The sequence below is a fragment of the Rhodococcus daqingensis genome (assembly GCF_042665615.1).
Lineage (GTDB): Bacteria > Actinomycetota > Actinomycetes > Mycobacteriales > Mycobacteriaceae > Rhodococcus_G > Rhodococcus_G daqingensis.
This window is the reverse complement of sequence record NZ_JBHTCS010000002.1, coordinates 222,314-238,427: the sequence shown is the minus strand read 5'-3', so window position 1 is coordinate 238,427 and position 16,114 is coordinate 222,314. Positions and strand designations below refer to the sequence as shown.

The window sequence follows — 16,114 nt, the reverse complement described above, 5'->3', positions numbered from 1 at the left end:
GCGATCAGCCGCCGAGGCGGCCGTGCATCTCCCAGACCAGCACCTCGGCCGGGGCGTCGGCGGACAATCGCTGCCCCCCGGACGCGGTGAGCCGGACGGCGTCGCCTTCCGACAGGATTCCCGCGCCCTCCAGCGACACCTCGCCCTGGGCGATGAACAGATGCAGGTAGGGCGCCTCGGGGAGTTGCACGGAGCCGCCCGGCTGCAGGCGTGCCACGTGCAGCGCCGCGCCCGTGTTCGCGATCGTGATGGCCGACTGGTTCCGGTGCGCGGGCATGCCGGAGGCGACGGGCACGAGGCCGCCGCGCATCAGCTCGTCGTCGATCTCGAGCTGCTCATAGCCGGGGTCGATGCCCGGCTCGTCGGGCAGCACCCACATCTGGATGAACCGAACGGGCTCGGCATGCTCGTCGTGCTGGGACCCCGGCAGCCGCCAGGAGTCGTTCTTCTCCGAGTGCAGGATGCCGGTGCCCGCGCTCATCCGCTGGGCCAGGCCCGGGTAGATGACCCCGGAATGCCCGATCGAGTCCTGATGCACCAGCGATCCCCGCAGCACCCAGGTGACGATCTCCATGTCGCGGTGCGGATGGGTGTCGAAGCCCTGACCCGGCAGCACGATGTCGTCGTTGTTGACCATCAGCACCCCGTGATGGGTGTTGTCCGGGTCGTAGTGCTGCCCGAACGAGAAGGAGTGTTTCGAGTCGAGCCAGGAGATCCGGGTCTTCATCCGATCGCCCGCACGGTGGATGTCGACGTGCGGGGTGGTGGGTGCCGTCATGGGCGTCCTCCTTTGTGGTGCTTCGAGTTTCCAGGGTACGAGGGTGGCAAGGACTCGTCACACGGTTGTCGGCTCCGATGCGGGACCGTTGCACGATCGGCCGTTGCCCATCGATGTGCGCCGGTCCGCCGGCGTTGGCTGGATATCTCGAAACATGTTGCTGCCTAACCTGATCCGTGATGACCGTCGACAGGTTTGCGGAGCGCGGCATGCATCTCCCAGATCAACACTTCCGTCGGTTCGGCCGCCGTGTACCTCTGACCGCCGATCCCGGTGAGCCGCAAGGAATCCCCCTGGCCGAGTCGGCCGAATCCCTCGACGTCGCCCGATCCGCGCGCGATGAACACGTGCACGTAGGGCGCATCCGGCACGGTTACCGACTGTCCAGTTTGTAATCTGGCGGCATGCAGACCGGCGTGCCGGTTGTGCAGGCCGATCGCGGCGTGGTGGCGGTGCCGCGGCAGCCCCGACGCCACCGTGACCAGCCGCCCGGAGTCGAGCTCGGCGTCGATCGGTAGTTCCTGATAGCTCGGCTCGATCCCGAATTCGTCCGGAGGGATCCACATCTGCACCACGTGCACGGGCTCGGCGACGCGGGCCCCGTCCACCCGCCTGCTGTCGTTGCGCTCGGAGTGCCAGATCCCGCGGCCCGCGCTCATCCGTTGCGCTAGCCCGGGGAAGACCACTCCCGAGTGCCCCTCGGAGTCCTGGTGGACCAGGGATCCGCTGAGCACCCAGGTGACGATCTCGGCGTCCCGGTGCTGGTGGGTGTCGAAGCCGGACCCGGCGTCGACGATGTCCTCGTTGTTGACCACCAGCAGCCCGTGCGCGTGCGCGGCCAGGTCGAAGTTGCCCGCGAAGGGAAAGCTCTGCCGGGAGTCGAGCCAGCCGTAGTTCTGGCGCGCGCGGTCGCTGCCGCGCCGGATCTCGACGGACGGCACCGTCACGCCAGGGTCTCGTGTGCGGCGGGGATCGAGCCCAGCCGGCCGGCCTGGAAATCCTCGAACGCCTGGATGACCTCGGCCTTTGTGTTCATCACGAACGGCCCGGCCATCGCGACGGGCTCGCGGATCGGCTTGCCGCCGAGGATGAAGACCTCGAGGGACTCGGTCCGGGAGTCCTGGGTGTCCGCGGCTGCGACGGTCAGCGTGTCGCCGCGTCCGAACACGGTGGTCTGGCCCATCCGGACCGGCCTGCGCTCGGCACCGACCATGCCCTCGCCCGCGAGCACGTAGGCGAGTGCGTTGAACTCGGGGTTCCACGGCAGGGTCAGGCTCGCCCCCGGTGCGATGGTCGCGTGCACCAGGCTGATCGGGGTGTAGGTGGAGCCGGGGCCCCGATGGCCGTCCAGTTCGCCCGCGATGACGCGGACGAGGGCGCCGCCGTCGGGAGAGGACAGCAGCGCGACCTTGTTGCCGGTGATGTCCTGGTAGCGCGGGGCCGCCATCTTGTTGTCGCGGGGCAGGTTCACCCACAGCTGCACGCCGTGGAACAGGCCGCCGCTGACGACGAGGTGCTCGGGCGGGGTCTCGATGTGCAGGATGCCGCCGCCCGCGGTCATCCACTGGGTGTCGCCACCGCCGATCGTGCCGCCGCCACCGTTGGAGTCCTGGTGTTCCATGATCCCGTCGATCATGTAGGTGACGGTCTCGAAGCCGCGGTGCGGATGCCACGGGGTGCCCTTGGGCTCGCCCGGTGCGTAGTCCACCTCACCCATCTGGTCCATGTGGATGAACGGGTCGAGATGCTTGAGGTCCACGCCCGCGAACGCGCGGCGCACCGGGAAGCCCTCGCCCTCATATCCGACGGGCGCCGTGGTCACGGCCAGAACCGGCCGCGCCGCGGCGTCCGGCGCGGTGTCGGCGATGCGCGGTAGGGCCAATACGTTGTCGACGGTCACGGCAGGCATGGTGCGCTCCTCCGGGGTAGGTAGTTGATTGTTCAACTAGTTCACCGTAGTCAACACCGGGGGAGCGGAGGTATTCCCGGTCGTGCGGAGTGGATCGTCAGTCCGATCGGACGGCGAACACCGGGAACCGCTCGCCCCGGGCCGTCGGCCGGTACTCCACGCGAACGTCTGCGCCCGCCGGGAGCTCACCGTCGATCCACGTGTAGATCCACGGGCCGTCGTCGAGTCGGACGATCCCGACGACGGCGGGTCCGGAGTCCGCGCCGGCGTCGTCCGTCGGGTGGGTCACCTTCCAGGACACGACCGACCCGGCGCCCGAGGAGGGGACGGCGCGGAGTTCCGAGCCCCGGCACGAGGAGCAGGTCGCCGTCAGCGGCGCGAGCAGGGCGGCGCAGTGCTCGCAACGATTGATCATCAGCACCGCCGGCGGGAGGTCGCCCGCGATGTCCGGCGCGGTCATGCCGCGACCCTCGACGGCCACGCGAGCACGGTCCTCATGGCGTTCCCGAAGCACTGGGGATCGCTGATCGGCCAACCGTGGGCGCCCTCGACCGTGAACACGGCCGGACGCCGAAGCGCCGCGCGCAGCGACTCGAAATCGGTTCTCGGGATGATCCGATCGCCGCGGGACCACAGCAGGGTGACCGGGAGGCCCCGGCCCGCGAGGCGGGCGAGGTGCCACGTCTGATCGCCGCCCGTCGTGACGCGCCATTCGCGCACCAGCCCGGGACGGACGGGGCGCGAGTCCCCAGCGGAAGGAGGGCGCGCGGCCCCGCCGGTCGAGTTGACGAGCACGAGCCGAGCGACGTGGTCGGGGAGATCGTGGGCGGTCTGGATGGCGACGCCGCCGCCGAAGGAGTGCCCCACGAGGGTCACCGGCTCCTCGACGCCGACGGCGTCGAGGAACCGCCCGAGCCAGCGCGCGTAACCGGCCGGATTCCGCTCACCCGGAGGGAGGTCGGCCGTCCCCCCGAACCCGGGAAGCGAGGGCGCGAGCACCCGAGCGCCGTCGCGGGCGAGCCGCACCAGCGCCCGCCGGTACGTGTGATGGCTCAGGCCCCATCCGTGCAGGAACACCAGCGGACGGCCCCGACCTGCGACACCGAAGGACACGGATCGCCCGTCGATGCGGGTGCGCAGCGAGGTCAGCGTCGTCGGATCGGCGGGGCCGGGGAGCGGGTGGGTGTGCTGGTGGTGGGGCATCGGGACCTCGGGTGTGGCGGGTGGTGGTGTGGATCACACTCTTCCTCCGGTCGGACCGGGGGACGACGGCAGAACTACGGGGGTACCTACCTGTTTCCCGCGGAGTGCGGCGGGCCGGGTGTCGCCGCTGCCCGGGGGAGGCGAAACTCGGCGGCGGCCGGTCGTGATCGGTCATAGTGGAGTGCGTGGCCACCAAACGAACCTTCGTCGTCGCGGCGGCGCTGACCGTGTCGACCGTCGGCCTGCTCGCCGCGGGCTGCGCCGACGGCTCGGGCGCCCAGTCGGGGACCTCCGCTCCCCCGGGGATCAGCACTCAGGCCGTCGGGAAGGTCAGCGGAACGCCCGACACCTTGACCGTCGTGCTCGCCGTGCAGACCCAGGCGCCACAGGCGAACGCCGCGCTCGAGGACAACGCGGCGAAGGCGAACGCACTCATCGACACCCTCGAGGCCAAGGGCGTCGCGGCCGAGGACATCCAGACCAGCGGGCTGAGCGTCCAGCCGACATACGGCCCGGACCCGTCCACGATCACCGGTTACCAGGTCACCAACCAGGTGACGGCGACCGTGCACGACGTGAGTGCGGCGGGCGGGCTGATCGACGCCGCCGCGGCCGCGGCAGGCGATGCCGTGCGGGTCCAGCAGACCTCCTTCTCGATCGCCGACGACAGCGACCTGCGCGCGCAGGCCCGGGCCGATGCGGTGCGGCAGGCGCAGGCGCAGGCGAGCCAGATCGCGGCGGCCGCCGGGGTCGGACTCGGTGGGGTGCGCTCGATCACCGAGCTGCCCGCGGCCGGGCCGGCGCCGTATCCCGAGGCCGCCCTCGGCGACCGGGCCGCGTCGACGCCGATCGAGCCGGGCAGCCAGGAGCTGACCGTGACGGTCGCGGTCGTCTACGAGATCGACTGATCGCGAACGCCCCACTTCCTCACAGTCTTCTCACACTCGCGCCACCTCCTTGCCAGAGAACGCCCGTACGGTCCGGCATATGGTTGCCGCACATGCGAGTTCGAGACGTGGGCCGTGGGTGATCGCCGCGGTGGTGGCGCTCCTCGCCGCTGTTGCCGGGGTCTACCTCCTGGTCTCGCCGGAGGGGACGTCGACGAGAACCGTGGCGATCGTCAACGAGGACGCGGGTGCCGTGGTCGGCGGCAAGCCGATGAACGCGGGCGAGCAGGTCGTCGCGGCGCTGCAGGAATCGGGCGACTTCGACTGGGAGACGGTGTCGGCCGATGAGGGGTCGGCCGAGACGTATCTGGCGTCCGTCACCATCCCGGCGGACTTCTCCGACGCGGTGAACTCGCTCTCCACCAATGCCCCCCGGCAGGCGGAACTCGCGGTGCACTACAACGGCGACGGTTCGTCCGCGGACCGGGAGACGATGTCCGCGTTGATGACGACCGTCTCGGATCAGACCGGGGCGCAGGGCATCACAGACGTGCTGGCCGGGATCGCGTCGGCGCGGGCGCAGTTGCAGCAGACGCTGTTGCCCGCCCAGCTGCTGACGGCGGCCACGAACGCCGCGGACGCGCAGGCCCAACAGCTGCTCGGTCAGGCCGACCAGGTGCTTCCACTCCTCGCCACGGCGAACGACGGTGCGAACCAGCTCGTCGACGTCGCCGGGCAGGTCTCGGCGATGGTGGAGGGCGCGGCGGGCCCGGCGACCGAGGTGTCGGGGCGGTTGACCGAGCTCGGCGTCACCCTCGGCGACGTCACCCGCTCCACCGAGCAGCTGCGGGGCGGACTCGATGCCGCGGCGGCGACCCTGCGCGCCACCGGGATCGGCGGCGATGCGCTGCGGACGTTGGAGCAGACACGGACCGATCTCGCGCTGGTATCGGACCAGCTCACCTCGATCACCGGGCTGCTCGGCACCGACGTCGGACCCGACACCGACCTGGGTGGCGCGCTGCGTGGTGGGCTCGGCCGGCTGCAGGACGTCTCCGCGCAGCTCACCGACGCGGGCAATCAGCTCCAGGCCGGGATCGGTCCCATCGCGGAGCAGGCGCCCGCGCTGTTGGGCACCACCAAGGACCAGATCCTGACCGGTGTCAGTCAGCTCAAGTCGGTGTCGACGGAGCTGGGCGAGCAACTGACCAAGGGCGTCAACACGATTCCGGCCCGCAATGCCACCCAGCAGGAACGGATCGGGGCCGTGCTCAGCGCGCCGGTGGCGGTCGTCCAGACCGGCGGATCCGACGCGGGGTCCGAGCTGTTCACCGCTCGGAACCTCGCGATCGTGTTCGCGGCGACCACCGCCGCACTCGCGGCCGCGCTGGTGTGGTCGGTGCGGCGACGCCCGTCGGGATCGACGTCCACCGACTGACGGTCGCGGTGTCGCGAATCGACCGGGCCCTCAGCCGAATCCGTCGAGCTCGACCCGGCACAGCTCGGCGGCCCGCCGCGGGTCGTCCGGGTCGGTGATCAGCCAGCCGCCGCGCAGGTCGTCGTCCACGGCGATGCCCTCCGCCTTGCGCAGGCTGGGCCGGCCGTCGGACTCCAGGAGGCGGGTCCAGCGCACCGTGTGCGGATCGTGGGCGCCGTCGATCAGACCGACCGCCGCGCCCGCGACGGGACCGTCGGCGACGGCGTCGTCCGTCTGCTCGGCGGCGGCGAGGAACACCGTGCGGTGGTGGCCGAGGATCACCGCATCGGTGAAGGCGAGGCCGACGCCGTCCAGCGTGCCCAGCTCGAACCAGGTGCACCCGAGCACCTCAGGGCGTTCGCCGTCGAGGACGCCCAGCGGCAGATCCACGCTCGCACTCGGTGCGGGGCCCGCACCACGGTGGAACAACCGCAGCCGGGTGCCGTCCACACCGGCGCCCTCGATGTTGGGCCTCTCGTCGAGACCCAGGGCCAGCCGGACCTTTTCGTAGATCTCGGGCGCCTCGCGCAGTGTCACGGCGGCGCCGACGGGATCGATCCGAGCGAGCGTGCAGCGGTTCCCCAGCGACCCGGAGCCCAGGAGGTGGACGGTCCCGTCCGGGGCGCGCAGGGCCGACTCGAAGTCGGGCTTGTCCTTCTTGGCCAGCGCCGCGCCGTCGCCCTTGAGCGGCATCGGGGTGACGGCGAGACCGGGCAGATCGACCCAGGCGGCGCAGAATGCGTCGTCCTGCACCGCCAGCAGGCGGTCGCCGACACGCACCAGGGCCGAGCCGGCACGCACACCGGGCAGGGGATGTACCGCGACGAGGCGGGCACTGAGTTCCGATCGCACGATCAACACAGTAGGGGAGCGCTACTGCGCGCTACCGATCCCACCGGGCGGGGTCTGCCTCGAGCGCGGCACGGTCCCAGCCCCCGCGGTCGGCCGCCGCCCGATACGTGGAGTGCAGGAACCCCAGCAGCGCCGCGTCGGGGTCGGCCGCGGTCCGCACCGCCTCGTAGGGCAGCAGGAACTGGCGGAATTCCTTGCTGTAGAACGCCTCCGGAGGTTCGACCGGATAGTCGGCGAAGCCGTCCGGTTCCGGGTAGGCGTACGCGTAGAAGGCGCCCTCCTCGCCGCCGCCCGGCCAGAATCCGCAGCTGCTCAGCTCGTGTGAGTAGCCCTCGACCATCACCCAGTCGCCGCAGTTGGGGGCGCCACCGGGGTGGGTGGGCGCGGTGCGTCCGGAGAATCGGGTGCAGGCGAGATCCATGCCGCCCCAGAAGAAGTGCACGGGGCTGACCTTGCCGACGAAGTGGGAGCGGAACAGGTGCAGCACCCTGTCGGCCTGCACCAGCTGGCGCCAGAACCGGTTGGCGGCGTCGGCGTCGTAGGACGCATGCACCTCGTCCTCGGCGAAGGGGATCGCCGTCGCGACCTCGTTGGGGCTGGCCTGAATCCGCACCTCGACGCCCAGCTCCCCGAGTGCCGCCACGGTCTGGGCGTAGAACTCGGCCACCGACTTCGGCTCGAGGGAGATCCGGCGCGTGCCGCCGTCGCTGGTGCGGATGCGCAGCTGGTGATCGCAGAAGTCGAACTCGATGTCGACGACCCGCGTCCCGCAGGGGATGGTCGAGGTGGTGAGTCCGCGCGGGGTGACGTACAGCGGCACCTGCCACCAGTGGTTGAGCATCGGCGCGTACGAGAGCCGGATCTTGCCGATGATCTGCATCCACATGTGCAGGGTGTCGCGGGTGGCGGTCCAGTCGTCGACGCGCAGCGTGGGCCACGCATCGGTTGCCGTCGTCTCGGTCATCGTTGCTCCCTCGGTGAATGCGCCCCCGGAATCGTCGATGCGTATCCGAGTCTGCCACCTAGACTCGGATCCGTGGCGCACACCGAGTCTTCGTTCACCGGCAAGCACGGCACCCGCATCGACTACGACGTCTGGACGCCGGAGGGGGCGCCGATCGCGGTGCTGGTGCTCGCGCACGGCTTCGGCGAGCACGCCCGCCGCTACGACCACGTCGTCGAGCGTCTGCTGGGGTTGGGCCTGGTGGTGTACGCCCCCGACCATCGTGGTCACGGCCGTTCGGGCGGCAAGCGGGTCGAGCTGAAGGACTGGTCGGATTTCACCGACGATCTGCGACGGCTGTTCGGCATCGCGGCCGCCGAGCACCCGGGCCTCGACCGGTACCTGCTCGGCCACAGCATGGGTGGGGCGATATCGCTGTCCTACGCGCTCGATCACCCCGGCGACCTGGCCGGGCTGATCCTGTCCGCCCCCGCCGTGGACGTGACGACCGGGGTGCCGCGGGTGGTCGTCGAGGTGGGCAAGTTCCTCGGCCGGTACGCGCCCCGGGTGCCGGTCGAGTCGCTCGATTCGAAGCTGGTCTCCCGCGATCCGGACGTGGTGGCCGCCTATGACGCGGATCCGCTGGTGCACCACGGCAAGGTGCCGGCCGGCATCGCCCGCGGGATGATCGTCAACGCCGAGTCACTGCCGGACCGGCTGCCGACGCTGCGGGTTCCGCTGCTGCTGTTGCACGGCAGCGAGGACGGGCTGGCGAACGTGAACGGCAGCCGGATGATCGCGGACATCGCCGGCTCGGAGGACCTGACCTATACGGAGTACGAGGGCCTGTACCACGAGGTGTTCAACGAGCCGGAGCGTGAGCAGGTGCTCGACGATGTGGTCGAGTGGTTGGAGCCGCGCCTCCAGAGCTGACCCGAGCCCGAGCCTGGACGCGAGCGCCCGCGAGGATCGATCGGGCCAAAATCTGGACAGGCGTCCAACTCGATGGCACGCTACGGGTGGTTCGGTCGACCGCGCTCGCAGAGGTGCGCGGTCCTCGTCCCGGCACTGACGTCCCTCCCTCGTACGGTTAGGTGTTCCTTGACTCGCGACCTGCCCCGCCGACGATTCCTGACCCTCGGCGCGGGCGCGCTCGGCGCCGCGGCGGCGGGCTCGCTGCTGCCCCCGTCCCTGCAGGCTGCCCTGGCGGCCCCCGTCGCTCCCGGCGGGCTCGACTCCGTCGAACACGTCGTGCTCCTGATGCAGGAGAACCGGTCGTTCGACCACTACTTCGGCGCGCTCCGCGGCGTCCGCGGGTTCGGTGACCCGAACGCGTTGACGCTCAAGACCGGCCGCACCGTGTTCGAGCAACCCGGCGCCGGTGGCGTGGTGGTGCCGTACCCGATCCGTGCGTCCGCCGCGGCGCAGCGGATGGACACCCAGAACATCACCGGCCTCGATCACTCGTGGGAGGGCGGCCACCAGTCGTTGGCGGGCGGCTGGCACGACGGGTGGATTCCGGCCAAGACCTCGGCGACCATGGCGCACTACGATCGCCGGGACATCCCGTTCCACTACGAGCTGGCGGACGCGTTCACGATCTGCGACGCGTACCACTGCTCGGTCCCGACCTCGACCAGCCCCAACCGCAACTACTGGGTCAGCGGGTATACCGGATTCGAGGCCGACGGGTCCCGCGCCGTGACCAACGCGGCCTACGATCCCTGGCACGAGGGGTACCACTGGACCACGGTGCCCGAGCGGCTGGAGGCGGCCGGGGTCTCGTGGAAGACCTATCAGGAGTGGGACAACTTCTCCGACAACAACCTCGACTACTTCACGAGCTTCAAGCGGGTCGCCGCCCAGGTCTTCGGTCACCCCGGGCTGGTCCCCTATCAGATCGCGACCCTGCCCGGGTTCTACCTCGCGCTCGGTGTCCTCCCGCCGCCGGCGCAGGACGCGCTGCTCCGCATCCTCGACGATGCGGTGGGTCGACTCTCGCCCGCCGACCGGCGGTTGTTCGATCGCGGTCTGCGTCGCGGGAGGCCCGGCACGCTGGCGTCGACCTTCCGGGCGGACGTCGAGGCGGGGACGCTGCCGCAGGTTTCGTACCTGGTACCGAACACCGTCGATTCGGAGCATCCCTCGGGATCCTCGCCCGCCGCGAGCGCGACGCTGCTCTACCAGGTGCTCGACGCGATCGCCTCCGACCCCGAAACCTGGTCGAAGACAGCGGTGTTCGTCAACTTCGACGAGAACGACGGCTACTTCGACCACGTGCCGCCGCCGATGCCGTCACGGGAGGTGGCCGACGAGTTCGTCGGCGCCGAGCCGCTCGGGCTCGGGCCGCGGGTCCCGATGACCATCGTCTCGCCGTGGACCGTGGGCGGGTTCGTGTGCTCCCAGGTGTTCGATCACACGTCGACCACCCGGTTCCTCGAGAAGCGGTTCGGGTTCACGCAGCCCGAGATCAGTGCCTGGCGCCGGACCGTCAGCGGCGACCTGACCTCGGCCTTCGACTTCGAGACGCCGCGCACGCGACCGACGCTCACCCGGCCGCCCGCCACCCCGCCACTGGATCCCCGATGGACGCCCACGCCGCCGCAGGCGCAGCAGATGGCGGTCCAGGAATCGGGCACCAGGCCGGCAAGGGCGCTTCCCTATCAGCCCGATGCGAGCGCGGTCCTCGACCCCGGCGCGCGGAAGCTGACCGTGGATTTCGCCAACAAGGGAGCGGAGAGCGCGCACTTCGCGTTGTACCCCTACGCTCAGGAGTTCGAGCGTCCGCTGCACTTCGACGTCGCCGAGTCGGCCTCCACCGCCGTGGCGGTGCCGGGAGATCGGTACTCGCTGATCGCGCTCGGCCCCAACGGGTTCCGGCGTGAGTTCGGGGGCAGCCTGGCCGGCGCCGCCGCAGCGTTGGCGGTCCGCACCAGCATCGATAAGGGTGATCGGAGCCTGCGCGTGAGCGTGCGCAACCCCGGCTCCTCGGCGGTGACCGTCCGGTTGTCGGTGGGCGGGCGTGATCGCGGAGGGGTGGTCGCGGCCGGCGCCGAGTCGTCCTGGTCGGTGCCCTCGAGTGAGGGTTGGTACGAGGCGGAACTGTCCATCGCCGAGGACGGTTCCTTCCGCAGGCGCTGGCTCGGACACATCGAGAACGGCAAGGTGAGCGTCAGCCAGGGCGCGGTCGTCGTGGCCCCGACCGGGGACCTGACCTGGACGCCCCCACCCCCGCCGGCGGCGCCGGAGGCGGGATCCGGGTCGCTCGCCGGGGCGTCGTCGATGCTCGGCACCGGGTCGGCGTAGTTCGGGAATCGGGACGGGCGCCTGCTGGACCTAGTCTGGTGGGGTGGAAGCGGTGGGTGAGGTGGAGCGACAGTACGGCGGGAGATCGGTGACGGCCCGCAGGGCCGAACGCCGATCTCAGTTCATCGCTGCGGCGCTCGCCGTGTTCACCGAAAAGGGTTACGCGCGAAGCTCGGTCGCTGATGTCTGCGCCGCCGCGGGACTCGCCCGGAGCCAGTTCTACGCCGAGTTCGCCAGCCGCGAGGATCTCCTTCTCGCGCTCTACGATCAGATCCAGTCCGATGCCAGGGAGGCGATGGTCGCGGCGCTCGCCGAGGTGGCCTCGTCGGAGCTGCGCGATCTCGTCGCGGCCGCGATGGAGGCCTTCGTCGAGTCGATCGGCTCGGACCCGCGGCGGGCGCAGATCTCGTACGTCGACATCGTCGGCGTCAGCCCCCGCGTCGAGCAGCATCGACTCGACCAGCGGGTGGTCTGGGCCGGGTTCTTCGAGTCGACGCTGAGGGGTGTCGTCGGCGAGGGTTTCGAACCGCCGGGCGGGTACCCGTTGGCCGCGACGGCCTTCATCGGCGCGCTCACGGCGCTGGTGCACCAGTGGAGCACCACCGATCCGCGGCCCCCCGTCGCCGGTCTCGTCGAGGTGATGACGACATTGCTGAGCGCGCTGGCGCGCGACGCCTCCGAGACCTAGGTCATCTCACTCCGGCCATTGTCATCTGGCACACAGCGCTCTACAGTCATGCGAGCAAAGTTAGACACAAGTATCTAACTTTCCGTGGTTTGCTCGCGAGACCCGGGCCGGGGCGCGGACCACGATCAGGCACACCGGCACGGGGAGGGCGCGGTCATGGCAGGGGACTGGATGTTCGGGCGGGGGCTGCGCCGGGTGTGCGTGGTGGCCGCGGTGGCGGCGATGGGGCAGGTCGCGTTCTCCGCCCCCGCGCTCGGTGCGCCGGCGGGCGACGGTGCGCCCGGGGTATCGCCACAGGTGGCCGTGCAACCGCCCCTGCCCTTCCCGGTACCGCCGAAGATCCCCGAGCTCGACGCGGAGTTCTACAGCCCGCCCGCCGAGGTGGTGGCGTCGAAGGCGCCCGGCGAGATCATCGCCGCCCGCCAGGTCCACCTGGCGAACCTCAGTGTGATTCCGCTGAACGTCGATGCCTGGCAGGTCTCGTACCGGTCGAACAACGGTCGGGACGAGGCGATCCCCGCGGTGGCGACGGTCATCAAGCCCCGCGGCGGAACCAAGGACGGGGCACCGCGACCGCTGCTGTCGTTTCAGATGGCCGAGGACTCGCTCGGGCGATACTGCGCTCCGTCGTACGTGATGCAGCAGGCGTCGGTGCCGTGGCTGCTCACCGGTGCCGTCACCTCGGGCGCGCAGTTCCTGGAGGTGCAGGCCGCGCTGGCGCAGGGCTGGGCCGTGGTGGTCCCCGATCACCAGGGGCCGAACTCGTCCTTCGCCGCCGGTCCCGTGGCGGGGCGGATCACCCTCGACGGTATCCGGGCGGCGGAGAACTTCGCGCCGATGCAGCTGAACGGCGCGTCGACGAAGGTGGGGATGGTCGGCTACTCCGGCGGCTCGATCCCGACCGGGCACGCGGCCGAGCTGCGCAAGTCCTATGCCCCCGAGCTCGACATCGTGGGCGCGGCGGCCGGTGGCGTCGCCGCGGACCTCGGCGCGCTGGTCGAGAACGCGAACAACGCGCTCGGCTCCGGCATCGTTGCGTCGGGCGTGATCGGTGTCAGCCGCGAGGATCCCGAGCTGGCGGCGTTCGTCGACGAGCGCATCAACCCGGTCGGCCGCGCGCTCTTCGCGGCGAAGGACAACCTGTGCGTGGCGTGGAACTCCTCGCTGGCGCCCTTCCTCAACCTGAAGGGATTCTTCGACGGCGGCGATCCGTTGCAGAATCCGGTCGCCAAGAAGGCCCTCGCGCGGACGGCGATGGGGACGTCGGTGCCCGACATGCCCATGTACATCTATCAGTCGAACCCGGACTGGCTCGTTCCGGTCGGCCCGGTGAACACGCTGGTCGAGACCTACTGTCAGGACCCGTCGGCGAGCGTGACCTACACGCGCGATCATTTCAGCGAGCACCTGAGCTTGGAGGTGGCCGCCGTCCCGAGCGTCATCCTGTGGCTGCGCGATCGGTTCGCCGGAGTGCCGGCCCAGCAGGGGTGCCGCACCACCGACGTCGGGTCGATCGCGCTGGATGCGAAGACCTGGCCGGTGTGGGTTCAGGTCGTCGGCGAGGCGGTCGCCGGCCTGTTCGGAAAGCCGATCGGGGCCTGAGGAGTTCGGCGTGGTGGGTGTCCTGACGGAGCCCGCCACGCCGCAGCGCCGGCGATCCTCGCGATCGCCACTGTCGAGGGATCGCGCCCGCTAGGGTGGCGAATTGCCGACGACGGCGAGGAGGAATGAGCATGGGGCAGCCGACGCACCGGACCGTTGCGGTCAACGGGATCGACCTGCATTTCGCCGAGCAGGGCGAGGGGGAGCCGGTGGTGCTCTGCCACGGGTTCCCGGGGCTCTGGTTCAGCTGGCGGCATCAGCTCGAGGCGCTCTCCGCGGCGGGCTATCGCGTCATCGCCCCGGACATGCGCGGGTACGGGCGGACGAGCGCGCCCGCGCAGGTTTCCGACTACGACCGGCCGCACACGGTCGGCGACATGGTCGGCCTGCTCGATGCGCTGGGCATCGAGCGGGCCGTGTTCGCGGGCCACGATTTCGGTGCCCATCTGACGTGGGACCTGCCGGCCTGGGCACCCGACCGGGTGTCCGCGCTGATGCAGCTGAGCGTCCCACGCGCGCCGCGACTGCCTGTGCAGCCGAGCGTCGGGTTCAAGTATCTGGCGTCCAAGCACTTTGCGCACGTGCACTACTTCCAGGAGCCGGGCGTCGCGGACCGGGAGCTCGGCGACAACACCCGCGCCTTCCTGGCCAAGATCTTCCATGCGCTCAGCGGCGCGAACCGCTACCTCGACTGCTGGGAGTTCCCCTCCGAGGGCAATGGCTATCTGGACGTGCTGCCCGAGCCGCCTGCGCTGCCGTGGAGTTGGCTCGATGAGGACGAATTCGACTACTACGTCACGGAATTCGAGAGGACGGGGTTCACCGGCGGCCTCAACTGGTATCGGGCCGAGGATGCCGTCTGGTCGCAGAACGAGTCACTGCACGAGCGCCCGGTAGAGGTGCCGGTGGCCTTCATCGCCGGCGCCAAGGACCCGGTGCTCGAGATGATGGGCAGCGACCCGTTCGCGACGATGGGTCGGCTGGTCCCCGGACTGGTCTCCACCCGCATCATCCCGGACGCCGGACACTTCGTGCAGATGGAAAAGCCCGCCGAGGTGAACGCGGCGATGCTCGAGTTCCTCGGCGGGCTGTCCTCCTGAGGGGGCAGGCGGTCGCCGCTACTTGATCGCGTCCAGCGAGGCGAGGGTGAGCGAGCAGGCCTGCGCGACCTCCGCGCCCTTCTTGTCGAAATGGTTCGCGAAGAAGGTGGCGTGGTCCTCGTGCTCGTGGAAGTGGTGCGGGGTGAGCACGGCGGAGAAGACCGGGACGTCGGTGTCCAGCTGGACCCGCATCAGCCCGTCGATCACCGCGGACGCCACGAACTCGTGGCGGTAGATGCCACCGTCGACGACCAGTCCGGCGGCCACGATGGCCCGGAACCGGCCGGTGCGGGCGAGGCGCAGCGCGTGCAGCGGGATCTCGAAGGCGCCGGGGGTCTCGAAGAACTCGATCTCGCCGGAGGTGTGGCCCAGTGTCCGCCACTGCGTGACGAAGGCGTCTCGTGCTCGGTCGACGATGGGTCGATGCCACGTGGACTGAACGAAGGCGATGCTCATTCCCATGATGCTAGTTCGGGGTACCCCGGCGTGGCCATCCGGACGCGCGTTCAGTTGCGTTCACCCGGGTAGCTGGGTTGAATTCGGTTGTCGGGCAAGGAAACTGCTCCAACGGGCAGGGATCGCATTATCTCCGTACAGTGTGGGCATGAACAAGCCCGATGTTGCGCTGGACAACTGCGACGAGGTCTACGACTTCTATCTGCGACACCAGCAGAATCGGCTGGCCGCCAAGTCCGCCTACGGCCTGCTCGCGCTGAAGTTCCGGCCCCGGGTGACCTACGCAGACGGCGCGAAGGAGCAGGTCCGGGCCCTGGTGCGGTCGGATTCCCGGCTGGTCCTCGCCGTCAACCACCTGACCCAGAGCGATCCGTACACGGTGGCCGCCGCGGCGTGGGCCAGCGAGCTGCGCCCGGCGATCGGCCGGACCAGGGTGCTGGCGAAGGACGAGCTCTTCCTCGAGCCGAAGCGGCGCGAGCGGGTGGACCTGATGGGCGGCATCCCGGTCTTCCGGGGCAAGAATCACGGGATGCGCGCGGTCAACGCGGCCGGTCAGCGGATGATGGACGTGTGCGCCGAGCGGATGTGCCGGGGTGATGACCTGGCGATCTTCCCGGAGGGGACCTGCAACGAGGAGGACCCCACGCGGCTGCAGAAGATCGGCAGCGGGATCGGCCACATCATGAGCCGGGCGGTGAAGCTCGGAGTCCGGCCGGTCCTGGTCTACATGGGCCTCAGCTACGGTCCGGAGCCCGGGAAGGTGTCGCGGGCGAGCGTGTACCTCGACACTCCCGTGGTCGAGATCCCGGAGAAGCCGGCCGACATCGCGCGGCTGGTGGCCGAGGGGCTGCAGGGTGCGGTGGACGGGGCCGTCGCGCGCTACTGAGGGTCGAAATACCCCCTCGGGTAAAGT

Annotated in this window: 16 protein-coding genes; 8 read left to right on the top strand and 8 right to left on the bottom strand. The window is 70.3% G+C overall.

What is annotated here, in order from left to right:
- Window positions 1-4: 4 nt before the first annotated feature.
- The 5 genes from ACFQS9_RS02395 to ACFQS9_RS02375 form a co-directional block, all read right to left on the bottom strand.
- On the bottom strand, window positions 5-778 hold the full coding sequence (locus ACFQS9_RS02395) for a pirin family protein (RefSeq protein WP_378401178.1): 774 nt from the start codon (window positions 776-778) through the stop codon (window positions 5-7).
- A gap of 164 nt (window positions 779-942) precedes the next feature.
- Window positions 943-1,725 (bottom strand): pirin family protein, encoded by a 783-nt coding sequence (locus ACFQS9_RS02390; protein ID WP_378401177.1) that lies wholly within the window; start codon window positions 1,723-1,725, stop codon window positions 943-945.
- Complete coding sequence (locus ACFQS9_RS02385; protein WP_378401175.1) at window positions 1,722-2,687, bottom strand: pirin family protein; 966 nt, start codon at window positions 2,685-2,687, stop codon at window positions 1,722-1,724. The genes ACFQS9_RS02390 and ACFQS9_RS02385 overlap by 4 nt, the downstream gene beginning before the upstream one ends.
- Window positions 2,688-2,784: 97 nt before the next feature.
- The gene (locus ACFQS9_RS02380) at window positions 2,785-3,168 is read right to left on the bottom strand and encodes a Zn-ribbon domain-containing OB-fold protein (RefSeq protein WP_378401173.1); all 384 of its coding nucleotides are present in this window, start codon (window positions 3,166-3,168) and stop codon (window positions 2,785-2,787) included.
- Window positions 3,144-3,890, bottom strand: coding sequence for an alpha/beta fold hydrolase (locus tag ACFQS9_RS02375; RefSeq protein ID WP_378401171.1), 747 nt, complete (start codon window positions 3,888-3,890; stop codon window positions 3,144-3,146). The genes ACFQS9_RS02380 and ACFQS9_RS02375 overlap by 25 nt, the downstream gene beginning before the upstream one ends.
- 185 nt (window positions 3,891-4,075) lie before the next feature.
- On the opposite strand from ACFQS9_RS02375, the gene ACFQS9_RS02370 reads away from it, so the two are divergent.
- Window positions 4,076-4,798 (top strand): SIMPL domain-containing protein, encoded by a 723-nt coding sequence (locus tag ACFQS9_RS02370; RefSeq protein ID WP_378401169.1) that lies wholly within the window; start codon window positions 4,076-4,078, stop codon window positions 4,796-4,798.
- A 79-nt stretch (window positions 4,799-4,877) separates the two neighbouring features.
- A complete protein-coding gene (locus ACFQS9_RS02365; RefSeq protein ID WP_378401168.1) occupies window positions 4,878-6,215 on the top strand; it encodes a YhgE/Pip domain-containing protein in 1,338 nt (445 codons plus the stop codon).
- Window positions 6,216-6,245: 30 nt separating this feature from the next.
- On the opposite strand, the gene ACFQS9_RS02360 is transcribed toward ACFQS9_RS02365, so the two are convergent.
- Both ACFQS9_RS02360 and ACFQS9_RS02355 read right to left on the bottom strand, forming a co-directional pair.
- Window positions 6,246-7,106, bottom strand: a complete 861-nt coding sequence (locus tag ACFQS9_RS02360; RefSeq protein WP_378401166.1) for a DUF6929 family protein — start codon at window positions 7,104-7,106, stop codon at window positions 6,246-6,248.
- Window positions 7,107-7,137: 31 nt separating this feature from the next.
- Entirely contained in the window at window positions 7,138-8,070 is a 933-nt protein-coding gene (locus ACFQS9_RS02355; RefSeq protein WP_378401164.1) for a DUF5996 family protein, read from the bottom strand.
- Between the two features lie 72 nt (window positions 8,071-8,142).
- On the opposite strand from ACFQS9_RS02355, the gene ACFQS9_RS02350 reads away from it, so the two are divergent.
- The 5 genes from ACFQS9_RS02350 (at window position 8,143) to ACFQS9_RS02330 (ending at window position 14,745) form a co-directional block, all read left to right on the top strand.
- Complete coding sequence (locus tag ACFQS9_RS02350) at window positions 8,143-8,982, top strand: alpha/beta hydrolase (RefSeq protein WP_378401161.1); 840 nt, start codon at window positions 8,143-8,145, stop codon at window positions 8,980-8,982.
- Between the two features lie 168 nt (window positions 8,983-9,150).
- Complete coding sequence (locus ACFQS9_RS02345; protein WP_378401159.1) at window positions 9,151-11,355, top strand: phosphocholine-specific phospholipase C; 2,205 nt, start codon at window positions 9,151-9,153, stop codon at window positions 11,353-11,355.
- Window positions 11,356-11,398: 43 nt separating this feature from the next.
- Window positions 11,399-12,043, top strand: coding sequence for a TetR/AcrR family transcriptional regulator (locus ACFQS9_RS02340; RefSeq protein ID WP_378401157.1), 645 nt, complete (start codon window positions 11,399-11,401; stop codon window positions 12,041-12,043).
- Between the two features lie 156 nt (window positions 12,044-12,199).
- The gene (locus ACFQS9_RS02335; protein WP_378401155.1) at window positions 12,200-13,645 is read left to right on the top strand and encodes a lipase family protein; all 1,446 of its coding nucleotides are present in this window, start codon (window positions 12,200-12,202) and stop codon (window positions 13,643-13,645) included.
- A gap of 125 nt (window positions 13,646-13,770) precedes the next feature.
- Entirely contained in the window at window positions 13,771-14,745 is a 975-nt protein-coding gene (locus tag ACFQS9_RS02330) for an alpha/beta fold hydrolase (protein ID WP_378401153.1), read from the top strand.
- A gap of 18 nt (window positions 14,746-14,763) precedes the next feature.
- Here ACFQS9_RS02330 and ACFQS9_RS02325 read toward each other — a convergent pair whose 3' ends face one another.
- The gene (locus ACFQS9_RS02325) at window positions 14,764-15,201 is read right to left on the bottom strand and encodes a 6,7-dimethyl-8-ribityllumazine synthase (protein ID WP_378401151.1); all 438 of its coding nucleotides are present in this window, start codon (window positions 15,199-15,201) and stop codon (window positions 14,764-14,766) included.
- 148 nt (window positions 15,202-15,349) lie between these two features.
- Here ACFQS9_RS02325 and ACFQS9_RS02320 point away from each other — a divergent pair, with 148 nt between their 5' ends.
- Window positions 15,350-16,087, top strand: coding sequence for a lysophospholipid acyltransferase family protein (locus tag ACFQS9_RS02320; RefSeq protein WP_378401149.1), 738 nt, complete (start codon window positions 15,350-15,352; stop codon window positions 16,085-16,087).
- Window positions 16,088-16,114 lie beyond the last annotated feature (27 nt).

What these genes read in the sequence shown, in the direction of transcription:
- ACFQS9_RS02395 (WP_378401178.1), bottom strand. Translation starts at nt 778, where the DNA reads ATGACGGCACCCACCACCCCGCACGTCGACATCCACCGTGCGGGCGAT.
- ACFQS9_RS02385 (WP_378401175.1), bottom strand. Translation starts at nt 2,687, where the DNA reads ATGCCTGCCGTGACCGTCGACAACGTATTGGCCCTACCGCGCATCGCC.
- ACFQS9_RS02375 (WP_378401171.1), bottom strand. Translation starts at nt 3,890, where the DNA reads ATGCCCCACCACCAGCACACCCACCCGCTCCCCGGCCCCGCCGATCCG.
- ACFQS9_RS02365 (WP_378401168.1), top strand. Translation starts at nt 4,878, where the DNA reads ATGGTTGCCGCACATGCGAGTTCGAGACGTGGGCCGTGGGTGATCGCC.
- ACFQS9_RS02355 (WP_378401164.1), bottom strand. Translation starts at nt 8,070, where the DNA reads ATGACCGAGACGACGGCAACCGATGCGTGGCCCACGCTGCGCGTCGAC.
- ACFQS9_RS02335 (WP_378401155.1), top strand. Translation starts at nt 12,200, where the DNA reads ATGGCAGGGGACTGGATGTTCGGGCGGGGGCTGCGCCGGGTGTGCGTG.
- ACFQS9_RS02330 (WP_378401153.1), top strand. Translation starts at nt 13,771, where the DNA reads ATGAGCATGGGGCAGCCGACGCACCGGACCGTTGCGGTCAACGGGATC.
- ACFQS9_RS02325 (WP_378401151.1), bottom strand. Translation starts at nt 15,201, where the DNA reads ATGAGCATCGCCTTCGTTCAGTCCACGTGGCATCGACCCATCGTCGAC.
- ACFQS9_RS02320 (WP_378401149.1), top strand. Translation starts at nt 15,350, where the DNA reads ATGAACAAGCCCGATGTTGCGCTGGACAACTGCGACGAGGTCTACGAC.